Below are 13,994 nucleotides of genomic sequence, written 5' to 3' on the forward strand. Positions count from 1 at the left end.
TGAGCGACTGTACAGACTTCGGGGTCGGTGGGGCCAGGAGCCGATCAGCTTTCGACGGCCTCGAGCAACGCCTCGGCGGCAAGCCGGCCCAGCGCGTCGGACGCGAGCGGGCTGTCGCCGCTGAGCAGCCGGCGGTCCCGGTGAGTCATGCCGGTCATGTCGTCGTTGCGGATCGTCACTCCCTGCTTTGCCAGTAGATCGCCGACGAGCCATGGCAGATGACCGGGCAGGTAACCGATTTCGACGTTCGGCCCCTTGTCGAGTGCGTCGGGGAAGACACAGACCGAGTAGCCCTTGAACGGCGACTCGTCCTTGTCCAGCGCGCCGGCGAGCAACGCGGCCGGGCCGTGACACAGCGTGATGATGAACCTGTCGTTGGCCAGGGCCCAGTCGAGCGTGCGCCCCACCGTCCGGCTGTCGGGGAGTCCCACGACCGCGCCGTGGCCGCCGGGGATAAAGACGGCCAGGTAGGCAGATTTGGGGCCGAGCTCGTGGTCGACGACGTCCGACAGTCTCTTGGGCTGTTTGAGCTTGGGCTTCAGGACCTCGTAGGTCGACAGCACCGCCTCGTCTTCGCGCGGCATGGCCCACAACTCCAGCTTGGCCGGGTAGCCGGAGATGGTCGCGACGTCGACGTCGAAACCCGTCTCCATCAAGTGGTGCAGCGGAAGCAGCGTCTCGACGGGATGGTTGCCGGTGGAGAACATCGTGCCGTTCTCCAGCAGCACGTAGCGCTCCTCGGTCGCGATCAACAGCACCTTCCACCTGCCCCCGGTGTATGCGCCCGGGTGCTGCACACCGTCGAAGTCGGTCTTGGGCGAGGTGTACTCGTTCAGCGAGTACGCGGAGGGGAAGAACGCGTTGTCCTCCGCCTCGTCTGGCCGGGGCTCTTTACTCAGCTCGTCTGCATTGCGCGCCATTCGCGGTGACTGCCCGCGCGGGAGCGCCGGTAAACGCGTATCAGGAGGATCCGCCCCGGCGCACCTGCTTGAACGGCATGCCGCGGTCCGCCGCGTACTCGCGGGGGAAGTTCAGCACCCGCTCGCCGATCACGTTGCGCGCCATCTCGGTCGTGCCGCCGCCGATGCTGGCGGTCTGGCGGCTCAGGTAGCGCGTGCCGATGTCGAGCAGCCCCGCCGCGTCGTCGACGACTGCCGCCGTGCCGGCGACGGCCAGGGCAGTGTCGGTCTCGACGTCGTGCACTTCGGCCATCGAGAGCCGGGTGATCGATCCCGCCGCCGGCGGCAGCGAACCGCCGGCCACGGCGTGGTAGACGTGCTCGGCGAGCTGGCCGTGCACCGCCCGGTGCACCAGAGCCCGGCCGACGCGCTCCCGCGCGCGTTCGCCGCCGCCCGCCTTCTCCACCAACGACAGCAGGTCGATCGAAATGTCCTCGGCGTCAGCGATTCCGGGCCCGCTGGTGTACTCCGAGCCATCCCCCATGGTGCGGCGCTCGTGGTAGAGCTGACGCGACGCGACCTCCCAGCCCTTGCCCGGTTCCCCCACGACGGCGTCGTCGCCCAGCTCGACATCGTCGAAGAACTCCTCGCAGAACTCGACCGAGCCGTTGACCTGCTTGATGCGGTTGATCGTGACACCTGGATGCCGCAGCGGCAGCAGGAACATCGTCAAGCCCTCGTGCTTGGGCACGTCCCAATCGGTGCGGGCCAGGCACAGGCCGTAGTCGGCGGCGAACGCCCAGGTGCTCCACGTCTTGGCACCGTTGAGGATCCAGCGCCCGTCCCGGCGGTCGGCGCGGGTGATGACGCCGGCGAGGTCCGAGCCACCGCTGGGCTCGGACAGCAGCTGCACGAGCACCTCCTCGCCGCGCAGCGCGGCGCCGATGTGGGTGCGCTTTTGCTCCTCGCCGCCCATGTCCAGAATCGTCGCGCAGCAGATGGCGAACGAGGGAACGTTGAGCAGCAGCGGCAGCTCGTAGGCGGCGGCCTCGGCGTCGAACGCCTTCTTGTACTCGTAGCCCAGGCCGAGCCCGCCGCACTCGCGGGGGAAACAGATGCCGGCAAATCCCCCGCCGTGCAGGGTCTTCTGCAGTTCGCGGGCGCGCTGCCAGGACTCCGGCGCGTCGCGCTCGAGGAGTCTGGCCCGCTCGGGATCGAGCGGCGGCATGTTCTCCGCCAGCCAGGCCGCTGCCCGGCTGCGGAATTCCGCGACCGACTCCGTCACCGGTGACCTCCGGGTGCGCTCACCAAGACAGGTTTACACTTCACGGAGTAAATGTCACGCCCAGCCCAACGATCGACCGGAATCGAGCCGCAATGACCGAAGGCGCACCCGACCTGATCGCCGACAGCGACACCGCGACCCTGCTCGCGATCGAGGCCATCAAGCAGCTCAAAGCCCGCTACTGCCGGCACCTCGACGCCAAGGACTGGGCGGCGTGGCGCACGATCTTCACCGATGACTTCGTCAGCGACACCGCCGATGCCGGCGGCAAGGTGATCGCCGGCGCCGACGACTTCGTGGCGTTCCTGCGCGGAACCCTCGGCCGCCCGGCGCAGGTCACCGCGCACCAGGTGCACGCGCCCGAGATCGAGCTCACGTCCACGACGACGGCGCGCGGGGTGTGGGCGCTGCAGGACGTCGTGCGGCTCGCGCCCGGGGTGTCGCTGGTCGGCTACGGCCACTACCACGAAACCTACGAATGCGTCGACGGACAGTGGCTCATCAAGAGCTCCAAGCTGACTCGGCTTCGCGAGGACATCGTCACCCCCCTGTTCTCGATCTACGTGTCCGACCGGATTCGCCGGGTGATCGGCAGGATCGCCGGCCAGCCGGCGGGGCGGTGACCCCCCGATGACCGCCGACACCGTCCTCGTCACCGGCGCGTTCGGGCAAATCGGCAAGCGGTGCACCGAAATCCTGCTCGACCGCGGCCGCACCGTCGTCGCGATGGACCTGCGCACCGACAAAACCGTTGCCGCCCAACGGGAACTGTCCGCGCGCCCCGGCACGCTGATACCGGCCTACGTCGATCTCCTGGATCCGGCCGCGGTGCGCGAACTCGTCGCAACCCACCGGCCCGGGGCGATCATCCACCTCGCGGCGATCGTCTCGCCGCCGTCGTACCGCAACCCCGCGCTGGCCAGAAAAGTCAACGTGGGCGGCACCGAGAACCTGCTGGCGGCGGCTTCCGAATTGCCTGACAAGCCGCTGTTCCTGATGGCCTCCAGCGCCGCGGTCTACGGGTCGCGCAACCCGTATCGCCACCCGGAACGCATCACCGCGGACACCCCGGTGAACCCTATCGACCAGTACGGCCAGGACAAGGTGCTGGCCGAGGCCGCAATCCGCGCCAGCGGCCTGCCGTATGCGCTTTACCGGCTCGCCGGGGTCGCATCCCCGGACACCCAGGGCAGCATCAACGGCGACTACCTGGCGCTCATGCGTTCGATGCCCGGTGACAACCGGATGCACATGGTGGACGCCCGCGACGTGGGGCTGGCGTTCGCCAACGGCGTCGACCGAGCGGCCAGCATCGCGGGCAAAGCGCTGCTCATCGGCGGCGACGAAACGTATGTGATGCTGCAGCGCGACCTGCAGGACGACATGATGGCCGCCGCCGGCCTCGGCCGGCTGGGCCCCGCGGCCAGCCTGCCCGGTGATCCCGAGGACGACCGCGGGTGGAGCTTCACCGGCTGGTACGACACCACCGAGACGCAGGCGCTGCTCGACTTCCAGGAGCACGACTGGCACCAGACCCTGGACTGGATCGCCAAATCCCAGGGCCGCCGGCGCATCGTCGCGCGTGCATTGAGCCCGCTACTGCGGCCGCTCATCTTGGCCGCCCTGCTGCTGCAGCGCCGCCTCGAGGGACGGGGCCCCTACGCCGATCCGTGGGCGCTGATCGCGAAGAAATACGGCCCCGCGGCGCTCGCCGCCGACTAAAGCGTCTCGAAGAATTTGGCGGCCTTGCGGATCGAGTCTTCGACGGGCTCGGGTTTCCAGCCGAGTTCGCGTTCGGCCTTGCCGTGGTCCAGCGGTGACATCAGCTCGGCCATGCGCATGCCGACGTAGGCGAACGGCAGGTCGCGGTGCAGCAAGCCCGCCAACGCGTCGTTGACGCGCGCACCCGCGCGCAGCACCGACATCGGGATACCGATGCGCGGGGGCCGCCTGCCGACGGCGGTGGCGGCGATCTCGTGCAGCTCGCGGACGCTCATGTACCGGTCGGAGATGGTGTAGCGTTCGCCGTTTCGGCCCCGTTCCGCGGCGAGAAGCATTGCCCGGGCGGCGTCTTCGATGCCCACCACCTCCGACGAGTAACCGAAGTAGAACGGGAACCGCCCGGTGGCCACGAGGGCGAGCAGCGAACCGTGCGGGGTCGGCGCCCAGTCGCCGGGGCCATAGGTGGTCGAGATGCACATCGCGACCGCGGGCAGCCCCTTGTCCCGTGCATACGACAGCACCAGGTTCTCCCCGGCCACCCGCGCCTCGATGTACGGTCCGCCCTGGTCCCAGTTGTGCGGGTCGTTCTCGGTGACCGGCCCGGCGTCGCTGATCGCCAGCGTGCCCGCGGTGCTGGTGTACACGAACCTGGTCAGGTCGGCACCCAGTGCCGCGTCCAGGACATGCCGCAGCCCGTCGACGTTGGTGCGGAACAACTGTGCGGGGTCACGCAGCCACATCCGGGCATCGACGACGCAGTAGTAGACGACGTCGCAGCCGCTCATCGCGGCACGCAGGGCGTCGTCGTCGAAGACGTCGCCGTAGCAGCGCTCGACGTCGAGGTCGTCGATGCCCTTGGTGGAGCTGGTGCGGCGCAGCATGACGCGCACGTCGGCGCCCGAGGCGACGAGCTGCCGGGTGACGTGCGAGCCCAGAAACCCGCTGGCGCCGATCACCAGCTTCTTTTTGCGACCCGAAACCGCGCCGGCCACTACCGGTCGATCCATGCCATCTGCGCCTCCGCGTGGTGACCGCCGGCGGGCGGGGTGAGCGCGTCGAGCCTGGCCAGTTGTTCGGGGCTCAGCTCGACGGTGTCTGCGCCGACGTTCTCCTCGAGGCGCGCAACGCGTTTGGTCCCCGGAATCGGGACGATGTCGGAGCCTTTCGCCAGCAGCCAGGCCAGGGCGATTTGCGCCGGGGTGGCGCCGATGTCGGCGCTGATGTCGCGCAGCTCGTCCGCGCTTGCGAGGTTGTGCGTGAAGTTCTCCTCGAAGAATCGCGGATTGGTCTTGCGGTAGTCGGTGTCGGGCAGTTCCCCGGTGGAGCGGATCGCACCGGTGAGAAATCCGCGGCCCAACGGCGAGTAGGCGACGAAGCCGATCCCGAGTTCACGCAGCACGGCCAGTACCCCGTCTTCGGGGTCGCGGGTCCAGATCGAGTACTCCGATTGCACGGCCGTCACGGGGTGCACGGCGTGCGCGCGGCGGATCGTGTTCACCCCGACCTCGGACAGGCCGATGTGCCGGATCTTGCCGGCGGCCACCAGCTCGGACAACGCCCCCATCGTCTCCTCGATCGGGGTGCCGCGGTCCAGCCGGTGTTGATAACAGAGGTCGATGTGGTCGGTCCCCAGCCGCTTGAGCGAACCGTCCACGGCGATGCGGACATTGCCGGGGCTGCTGTCCAGCCCGGCGCGGCCGGTGTGCGACATCAGGCCGAACTTGGTCGCCAGCACGACGCGGTCGCGCCGGCCCTGCAGGGCGCGCGCGACGAGCTCCTCGTTGACGTAGGGGCCATACACCTCGGCGGTGTCGATGAGCGTGACGCCGAGGTCGATGGCGCGATGGATGGTGCGGATGGACTCCGCGTCGTCGCTGCCCGCACCGGCGTAGGCCACGGACATGCCCATCGCGCCCAGGCCGATGCGACCGACGCCGAGGCCACCGAGATTCGCGTGTTTCATGGAGTCATTGTGCCGCGGGCGACTTCGGGCCGCGGCACGGGTACCGTGACCGGCGTGCACCGTAGCGACCCCTCGGAGAGCTGATGGACGGCGCCACCTCCACGCGCCCGGTGCGCAATCTCGCCGTCGACTTCTACCGGGTCTCCGGTGTGGTGCTGATCGTGCTGGGACATTGGCTGGCCGGGTCGGTGACGTACGAGGGCGGGCAGTTCGGCCGCCAGAATCCGCTGGTCGATCTGCCGTGGACCCAGTGGCTGACGTGGTGCTTCCAGGCCGTTCCGGTGTTCTTCCTGGTCGCCGGCTATGCCGGTGGCATCTCCTGGACGCACCGGCGCGCCGGCGACGATTTCTCCCGGCACGCGTGGACCCGGCATCGGCTGGCCCGCGTTCTCGGGCCGACGGCGGTGTACGTCGTGCCGGTGTGGGCCGCCGTGGCGGTCGCGGAATTCCTCGGCGTGTCCGGCTCCCTGCTCGATTACGCGGGCTGGGCGGTGGCCATGCACCTGTGGTTTCTCGCCATCTACCTGATCGTGGTGTCGCTGACCCCCATCGCGGTTGCCGCGCAACGGCGTTGGGGTCTTCGCGTGCCGGCGGCGCTGGCGGTGGGGGTCGTCGCGATCGACGCCGCCTCGCTCCACGGCCACGTCCCCTACCTCGGGTGGCTGAACTACGTGTTCTGCTGGGGGCTGCTCTACCAGCTCGGGATCGCTTGGCACGGCGGACTGCTGGGCGGAATCAGGCCGCTGCTGCTGGCGGCCGGGTCGGCGATTGCGCTGGCTCTGCTGATCGGGCCGGGCGGATATCCCGTCAGCATGATCGGCGTCCCCGGCCAGGCCGTCGAGAACACCACGCCGCCCACCGTGGCGCTGCTGACCTACGGCTGTACCGAGGCCGGTCTGGTGATCGCGCTCGCCCCGGCGCTCAACCGGGTGCTGCGCGCCGGCTGGGTGCGACGGGCGCTGTCGGTCGCCAACACCAACGTGATGGCGCTCTACCTGTGGCACATGATCCCGGTCGTGATCGTCGCGGTCGTCGCCTACCCGGCCGGGCTGTTGCCGCAACCCGTCGAGGGATCGGCGGCCTGGTGGCTGGCCCGACTGGAGTGGGTCGTCGTCCTGAGTGTGGTGACTGGCGCCGAGATGGTCTTGTTGGGTTGGCAGCGAAGGATTTTCGGTGCCCCGCTACCCACGCTGGGGGTCCGGCTCCCCCGCCGCTGGGGCGAAGCTGTCACATTGGCCGGCGCCGCGATGGCGATCTACAGCCTCGAGTTCCTGTCCGCCAACGGCTTCGCTCCGAACGGGCGGTTCCCGTGGGAGGCCGCGACGGTGTTCGCGGCCGGGCTGGTCCTGGCGATGTTTCGACCCGCGGGTCCGCGGCTCAGCCCGTGAACCCGTGGTAGTGCATGACGTGCTTGATCCGGGTGTAATCCTCCAACCCGTACAGCGACAGGTCCTTGCCGTACCCGGAGTGCTTGAAACCGCCGTGCGGCATCTCGGCCACCAGCGGGATGTGGGCGTTGATCCACACGCAGCCGAAGTCCAGCTGCGCCGCCATCCGCGCCGCGGTGTCGGCGCTGCGGGTCCACACCGATGACGCGAGCCCGTATTCGGTGCCGTTGGCCAGCGCGACCGCCTCCCGTTCGTCGCCGAACCGCTGCGCGGTCATGACCGGGCCGAAGATCTCGGTCGCGACCAACTCGTCATCCTGGCGCAGGTCGGCGATCAGGGTGGGCTCGTAGAAGAAGCCGGCCCCGTCCTTGCGGCGGCCCCCGGTGAGGACCCGGGCATGCTCCGGCGTGCCCGACACCAGCCCGGAGACCTTCTCCAGCTGGTTTGCGCTGTTGATCGGCCCGTACAGGATGTCCTCGTCGTCCGGGTCGTAGCCGGTCTTGATCTGGCCCACCGCGTCCGACATGGCCGCCAGGAACTCGTCGTAGATGCCGTCGCCGATGATCATGCGCGTGGCCGCGGTGCAGTCCTGTCCGGCGTTGAAGTAACCCGCCTCCGTCAGGCCGCGCACGGTGGCCGCGATGTCGGCGTCGTCAAAGACGACCACCGGCGCATTGCCGCCGAGTTCGAGGTGCGCACGCTTGAGGTCCTTGGCCGCGCTGGTCGCCACGGCCATGCCGGCCTCGACGGAGCCGGTGATCGACACCAGCTGCGGCACCGGATGCGCGACGAGCTCCGCGCCGGTGTCGCGGTCGCCGCAGACCAGGTTGCACACCCCGGGCGGAAAGATCTCCTGCATCTTCTTTACCATCCAGAACGCCGACGCCGGCGTGGTATCCGACGGTTTGAGCACCGTCGTGCAGCCGGCGGCCAGCGCCGGCGCGAACTTCCACACCAGCATCAACATCGGGTAGTTCCACGGCGCCACCTGGGCGACCGGGCCGACGGGTTCGCGGCGCACCGACGAGGTGTAGCCCGGCATGTACTCGGCCTGGGCGCGGCCTTCGAGGATCCGCGCGGCGCCGGCGAAGAACCGGAGGTGATCGAGCACCTGCGGGATCTCCTCGGATGTCGTCAAGCCGATTGGCTTGCCGGTGTTCTCGCTTTCAATAGCCACGAGTTCCTCGGCGTTGTCCTCGATGACGTCGGCGAGTTCGAGCAGGGCCCGCTGCCGGTCGCCGGGGGTGCGCCAGCGCCACGATTGAAATGCCTGCGCGGCTGCCCGGAATGCCCGGTCGACGTCCTCGGCCGACGAGTTCGGCGCCACGGCATAGGTTTCGCCCGTGGCGGGGTTGACGATGTCCATCAGCTTTCCGTCGGCAGCGGCGGTGATCTCGCCGCCGATGATGTTGTGAAATACCTTGTTCTGCGACATGCGCGCTACCTCCTGCGATGGTTTCACTGTCGGGTGTCCGGGGTGGACCGCGGCAACGTCTGCCCCCGGAAGAACTCGGGGTTCGCGGTCAACGTGTAGCCGGGTGCCACCGAGGCCACACCGAGCACGGCCCCCGACGCCGTCCCCACCGTCCCGGCGGCCAGCCCCCTGGACGGGCTCATCTCATCGGCCGCCGTTGCGGTGGCAGTCGGTTACCGGGCCGGGCGCGACGTCCAACGCCGGGGTCCGATCGAAGAATCCGACGGGCTTGAGCCAGAACGACACCGTGTCGACCGGCATGATCGGCCAGTCCTCCGGGCGGGTGATGTGGTGAATACCGAAGGTGTACCAGAGCACCACGTCGGTGTTCTGGATGGGACGGTCGGCCGCGGTCCACCGGGGCAGGCCGAGGCCGGGCCCGCTCTGGTTCACGAACTCCCCCGCAGGCCAGCGCTCGTCGGGACGGTTGGGAGTGACCCAGACGGTGTGGCCGATGACCCCGGCGCGCTGCAGGACCGGCGAGTCGCGGTCGAACATGGCCGGGATCGCCCCGCCCGGGATCAGCTTGTAGGAGGGGTGGGTGCCCAGACCGTTGGTGGCGTTCTCGTTGACCACCCGCCACGCCCGCTGGGTTTCCCAACAGTAGTCCTGCTTGCCCTCCTGCTCGGTGCGCAGCGGAATCTCCTTCTGCCGCACCGACAATCCGTAGGGGTTGTCCGGCCCCATCGGCACCGGCTCGGTTTCACCGGCGTACACGGTGTTGTCGCTGCCGTCGACGTCGAGGTCGAGTCGCGCGGTGAGGAAATGCTGGTGGTACGGCGCGTAGGTGCGGGTGTCCACGAGCGCTCCCCTCGAGGGCTTCTCACCGGGGTACAGGGCGCTGGTCAGGATCAGTCCCGTGGCCCGAACCTCGCTCTGGATGCTGCCGTCCTGGTAGAAGCGCCAGTACACGAGGTATTCGTAGTTGGCCACGGTCACGTGGAACGACACCGTGAGCCGGCGCGAGCGCCGCACCTCGGCACCGGTCGCTGGGTCGACGTGCTTCCAGAGCACGGCGTCGTCTTCCTCGTGGATGCAGATGGCGTTCTTGATGACATACGGCCGTCCCATGCTGTCGTGCAAGGTCGCGTCCAGATAACGGATCTCGCCCAGGCAGTCGCAGCCCAGCGCCAGGGAGGTCGTCATGAATCCCAGTCCCCACTCGCCGATGTCGAACGCCGTCCGCCGGTAGTGGTCGTCGGACTGGTCACGGTAGGGCACCGTCATCTCCGCGAACGACATCCGGTGGGCGATCGGGCGGATGCGCCCGTGGTCGTTGTAGGCGACGGTGTGCAGCGTCATCCCTTCGCGCCAGTTGAAACCGATTCGCACAGACCAGTTCTGCCATTCCAGCAGGTTTCCGGTGAGGGTGAACGACGGGCCGTCGGGCTGGGTGATCTCCAACGGCCGCAACGGTTCTCTGACACTCGAGTCGCGCAGGCGCCGGGGCACGTGCTCCGGCAGGTACTCGCCCATGATCTCGGGCAACTCCAGCGGCTCCCCTTCTTCGATGTCGAGCACCTCCATGGAGTTCAGGTCGAGAATGCAGTGGAAGCCCCTGAGCTGATGCGCGTAACGATTCGCACCGCCCGGCGATTTGAGCCAGGTGTCCGACCACGCCAGCCGGCGGCCGCGATAGTCCTCCGGGATCAGCACGTCTCCATAGGCCCAGATGTCGGCGAACACGCCGTCCACGTCGGTGATGCCGCGCCGGCGCAGCGCGGCGACGACGCGCGGATCGCGGCGCATGACCTCGTTCGCCTCGCGGAACTCGTCGACCGTGATGTTGGGCTGCACGCCGGGCACCCGGTCCCAGGCCACCACCGCGTCGTCGGTCAGCGAGACCAGCGCCTTGAACGTCGTGTTGGTGTCGCGGTCGAAACACACGACCGCCGCCCGACGGTCGGGCACCGCACCGGTGTCCTCGAACGCGGCGACCGTGGGCTTGCTCGGCTCCTCCAGTGCGATGGAGGCGAAGCGCCAACGGTCGTCCACCGACTTCTCTCGGCGCAGGAGTGCGGCCGCCTGCCGGAACTCGTCCGCGGTGAGCGGGTCGAGCGGGTGGAAGGTCTGGATCTGGGTGTCGGTCATAGCTTGTCTCTACCCACCTCGTCAGGCCTACACGCTCTTCGCCGGGTGGTGGGTTGAGCGCGGCGTCTGGCTACAGCGCTCTCCGGCCCGCCACCCGCCGGGAACGCCGGCGCCGCAACGTGTTTCGCCCGACCCGGCCACCGGCCCGGTCGGGCGGCGGATTCCGACGCCCGCGTCGATTTGGCACCGCTATTTGGGTAGCCTACCCTAACCTACGATGGAAGGATCGCCGTTGCGGAATTCACTCCCGATCGACCCCCATGCCGACGCATCGCGTCGCGCCTGGTTACCCTGCCCGCGCTGCGACTGGGGCCGCAGCAGATGCGCCGAGTGCCGCAGCAGCCGCAACTGCGCGACACACTGGCAGTACCTGCTGAGCAACCAGGCGACGCGCGTCAACCTGCAGTGCCCGAGCTGTGCGACGCTGTGGTCGACCGACACCCGCCATCGGTGACGGCCCCCTCAACGGGGGCGGCTTTTCAGGCCGCCACGGCGGCCCTGGCCACGATCACGGGCACCCGCACGGAGTGCAGCACCGCGTTGCTGACCGAGCCCAGCAGCATGCCGGCCAACCCGCCCCGGCCGTGACTGCCCACGACCACGAGCTGAGCCGAGCCCGCGTTTTCGATGAGCTCATGCGCCGGACGGTCGCGCACGACCAGCCGGCGCACGGTCACGTCGGGATAGCGTTCCTGCCAGCCCGCGAGCCGCTCGGCGAGACTGCGTTCCGCCTCTCCGAGCAGTTCGGGCAGGCCGGATTCCCCGAGGTCGCTGACCGTGAAGTCGCTCCACGCGTGCAGGGCCACCAGGCTCACCCCGCGACGAGAGGCCTCGTCGAACGCGATCCCCGTTGCCAGCTCGGAGGCCCGCGAGCCGTCGATGCCCACCAGGACGTGGGCGTCCGGGGCCGGCAGTTCTCCCGCGTGGATCACGGCGACCGGGCAATCGGCCTGCCGCACCACCGTCGAACTGACCGAACCGATCACGCCGCGGGCCAGCAGTCCAAGTCCGGAACTGCCCACCACCACCATCTCCGCCTCGGCGGACATCTTGATCAGGGTCGCCGCCGGGGTCGCGAAGACCAACTCCCTGCCGATCGGGACCTTGCGGTCGGCCGGCATGGCCTCTTCGGCGATCTTGACGGCGTGCATGATCGCCTTCTTGCCGTCGTCCTCGAGGCGCACCGCCAAGGAATCCGGGTAGGGCATCGGCGGCCAGGTCGCGGTCGGGGTGACCACCGCGTGGACGACCGTCAGTGGAACATTTCTCATCGCCGCGTCACGGGCCGCCCAGGCGACGGCGACATTGGATGCCTCCGAACCGTCGGTGGCGACCACCACGCCGGGCTGTTTCGGTGCTGACATTTCGTACTCCCTCCTTCAGGAGGGACGTTATCGGCGACGGGGATCGCCGGTCGTGAGGCTTTAGTCCCCAACCGGCGGGACGGAGGGCTTCAGCGGCGCCCCGTTGCGTCGCCCGGCCGTAACGGTCCCGTCACCGGCCGGCCACGAGGCGGGGCGTTGCAGCTGCGCGACGACCCAGAACGGCAGGGCCACGAACAACGTGCCGCCGATCAGATTGCCCACCGTGGTGATGCAGATGTTGGTCAGCAGGCCGTGCTCGCCCAAGCCCCAGCCGATCCCGCCGCGCGGCGCCGCCGGATGGAACAGGTTGAGCGTCAAGGGCAGACTCAGGAATCCGGCGTTGGCGACGACGTGCTGGGTGCCGCCGATCACGAAGGCGAACGGGCCGTAGAACGCGAAGGCCATTCCCGCGACGTCGCTGCGGGCCTTGAAGTACATGCACATCGCCGTCTGCAGGAACCATGTGCACACCACCGCCAGCAGCAGCGCGGTCCAGAACGGCTGGCCGGCCTTCTGGGCGCCGACGGCTGCCGCCCGCTCGGCGAAGGCACCCCGATACGGACCTCCGGCGGCGCCGCAGAGGGTGACGAACACCAGCGCGCCGGCGATGTTGCCGACGAGTCCGACGACCACCAGAAACGCGTAGCCACCCACGCTCATCCAGCCTTTCAGCACGGCAAGCAAGCCGGCAGCCATGTCCGCGGTGATCAGCGACATGCCCGAAACCAGGATGAGAACGAACGACATCCCGAACGCCAAACCCATCAGCAGACTCGCGACGCCGGGGGTCTTCACCCCGGTGCTGACGACCAGGGCGAGCAGCACCCCGAAAGCCACCATCGCCCCACCGACCAGGGAACGCATCAGGAACGCCCAACGATGCGTTGCCTTTTCGACCGCCATCGCGGCCACCCGGTCCACCATGGCCCCGCCGCCGAGCGGTTCGCAGGGATCCCCGTCCGCCCGGCCTGCCGGCGGTGCGGTCATCGGAAGGCTGGCTGAAAGCAGCTGAGCCATTGCGATCTTCCTTTCGTGGCGTCAGTGGCCTGCCCGGAACGCGGTGATGCCGCGGAGGACCCCGGCGATGTGCTCGTCGCTGAGCTGCTGTCCGTCGAAGACGTGGCCGAGCAGGAGCCGAAGGTCGAGCATTTGTTGCAGGTAGACCAGGCAGGGCGGGCACTCGTCGAGATGCCCGGTCACGATCGCGCCCCAGCGCCGCGGCTCCGAGTCCACGAGATCGTCGACGAGCCGGACGAATTCGACGCAGTCGATGGCGGGAACTGTCTTGTCGTGGACGGTCATCGTCGGTACCGCTTCTCCAGTGCGTTGCGAAGGTTCCCCCGGGCGCGGTACAGCAGTGCGCGCTGCGCCTCGGCGGACAGGTCCAGGGTGCGGGCCGCCTCTTCGGCGGACATGCCGACGACGTCGCGAAGGATGACCAGCTGCCGCTGTCGCTGCGGCAACGCATCCAGCGCGGCCCGCACGTGGCCGACGATGTCCTGCGTCATCGTCTGGTCCTCGGGGAGGAAGCGCCGCGACGGTGGGGCGCTCCAGTGCCCCGCATCGGGATGCCCGGCGGGGTGCATGCGACCCGACAGCGGGTCGGTGGCCTCGGCCTCAGCCGAGGCCAGCACCTCGTGGTCGCGGATGCGGGACTCGCGGCGCCGATACCGCGACGCGGTGTTCCTGACGATCCCGAACAGCCAGGTGCTCACCGACGAACGGCCCTGGAAGGAACACGAGGACTACATCACCTGCACCCATGCCTCAGACGAAGGGCCTTCGTCGCGCCGAGCGTCACGCGAGCG

Annotated in this window: 13 protein-coding genes and 1 pseudogene; 3 read left to right on the plus strand and 11 right to left on the minus strand. The window is 69.0% G+C overall.

The features are described from left to right. Window positions 1-44: 44 nt before the first annotated feature. Together hchA and ACJ512_RS16315 are read right to left on the minus strand one after the other, a co-directional pair. Complete coding sequence (gene hchA, locus ACJ512_RS16310) at window positions 45-920, minus strand: glyoxalase III HchA (RefSeq protein ID WP_407687713.1); 876 nt, start codon at window positions 918-920, stop codon at window positions 45-47. A 40-nt stretch (window positions 921-960) separates the two neighbouring features. After that, the gene (locus ACJ512_RS16315) at window positions 961-2,127 is read right to left on the minus strand and encodes an acyl-CoA dehydrogenase family protein (RefSeq protein ID WP_407687739.1); all 1,167 of its coding nucleotides are present in this window, start codon (window positions 2,125-2,127) and stop codon (window positions 961-963) included. A gap of 149 nt (window positions 2,128-2,276) precedes the next feature. Here ACJ512_RS16315 and ACJ512_RS16320 point away from each other — a divergent pair, with 149 nt between their 5' ends. Together ACJ512_RS16320 and ACJ512_RS16325 are read left to right on the plus strand one after the other, a co-directional pair. Next, on the plus strand, window positions 2,277-2,807 hold the full coding sequence (locus ACJ512_RS16320) for a nuclear transport factor 2 family protein (protein WP_407687714.1): 531 nt from the start codon (window positions 2,277-2,279) through the stop codon (window positions 2,805-2,807). Between the two features lie 7 nt (window positions 2,808-2,814). Continuing rightward, window positions 2,815-3,906, plus strand: a complete 1,092-nt coding sequence (locus ACJ512_RS16325; RefSeq protein ID WP_407687715.1) for an NAD-dependent epimerase/dehydratase family protein — start codon at window positions 2,815-2,817, stop codon at window positions 3,904-3,906. Here ACJ512_RS16325 and ACJ512_RS16330 read toward each other — a convergent pair. Together ACJ512_RS16330 and ACJ512_RS16335 are read right to left on the minus strand one after the other, a co-directional pair. Further along, complete coding sequence (locus ACJ512_RS16330) at window positions 3,903-4,913, minus strand: NAD-dependent epimerase/dehydratase family protein (protein WP_407687716.1); 1,011 nt, start codon at window positions 4,911-4,913, stop codon at window positions 3,903-3,905. The two genes, ACJ512_RS16325 and ACJ512_RS16330, sit on opposite strands and share 4 nt — an antisense overlap. Next, window positions 4,898-5,869, minus strand: coding sequence for an aldo/keto reductase (locus tag ACJ512_RS16335; protein ID WP_407687717.1), 972 nt, complete (start codon window positions 5,867-5,869; stop codon window positions 4,898-4,900). Before ACJ512_RS16335 ends, ACJ512_RS16330 begins: the two co-directional genes overlap by 16 nt. A gap of 83 nt (window positions 5,870-5,952) precedes the next feature. Here ACJ512_RS16335 and ACJ512_RS16340 point away from each other — a divergent pair, with 83 nt between their 5' ends. After that, window positions 5,953-7,257 carry an acyltransferase family protein gene (locus ACJ512_RS16340; protein ID WP_407687718.1) on the plus strand — a complete coding sequence of 435 codons (1,305 nt, stop codon included), beginning with the start codon at window positions 5,953-5,955 and terminating at the stop codon, window positions 7,255-7,257. Here ACJ512_RS16340 and ACJ512_RS16345 read toward each other — a convergent pair. The 7 genes and pseudogenes from ACJ512_RS16345 to ACJ512_RS16375 all read right to left on the minus strand — a co-directional run. After that, the gene (locus ACJ512_RS16345) at window positions 7,247-8,692 is read right to left on the minus strand and encodes a gamma-aminobutyraldehyde dehydrogenase (protein ID WP_407687719.1); all 1,446 of its coding nucleotides are present in this window, start codon (window positions 8,690-8,692) and stop codon (window positions 7,247-7,249) included. The two genes, ACJ512_RS16340 and ACJ512_RS16345, sit on opposite strands and share 11 nt — an antisense overlap. A 23-nt stretch (window positions 8,693-8,715) precedes the next feature. After that, entirely contained in the window at window positions 8,716-8,874 is a 159-nt protein-coding gene (locus ACJ512_RS16350) for a hypothetical protein (protein WP_407687743.1), read from the minus strand. A 1-nt stretch (window position 8,875) separates the two neighbouring features. Continuing rightward, window positions 8,876-10,822, minus strand: a complete 1,947-nt coding sequence (locus tag ACJ512_RS16355; protein ID WP_407687720.1) for a primary-amine oxidase — start codon at window positions 10,820-10,822, stop codon at window positions 8,876-8,878. 479 nt (window positions 10,823-11,301) lie between these two features. Then, window positions 11,302-12,186, minus strand: coding sequence for a universal stress protein (locus ACJ512_RS16360; protein WP_407687721.1), 885 nt, complete (start codon window positions 12,184-12,186; stop codon window positions 11,302-11,304). A 60-nt stretch (window positions 12,187-12,246) separates the two neighbouring features. Further along, entirely contained in the window at window positions 12,247-13,203 is a 957-nt protein-coding gene (locus ACJ512_RS16365; protein WP_407687722.1) for a formate/nitrite transporter family protein, read from the minus strand. A 21-nt stretch (window positions 13,204-13,224) separates the two neighbouring features. Further along, window positions 13,225-13,488 carry a hypothetical protein gene (locus ACJ512_RS16370; protein WP_407687723.1) on the minus strand — a complete coding sequence of 88 codons (264 nt, stop codon included), beginning with the start codon at window positions 13,486-13,488 and terminating at the stop codon, window positions 13,225-13,227. Then, a pseudogene (locus ACJ512_RS16375) lies at window positions 13,485-13,955 on the minus strand (RNA polymerase sigma factor); the annotation flags it as partial. The gene ACJ512_RS16370 and the pseudogene ACJ512_RS16375, both read right to left, overlap by 4 nt. Between the last annotated feature and the right edge of the window lie 39 nt (window positions 13,956-13,994).

The sequence above is a fragment of the Mycobacterium cajalii genome (assembly GCF_045809005.2).
Taxonomy (GTDB): Bacteria; Actinomycetota; Actinomycetes; order Mycobacteriales; family Mycobacteriaceae; genus Mycobacterium.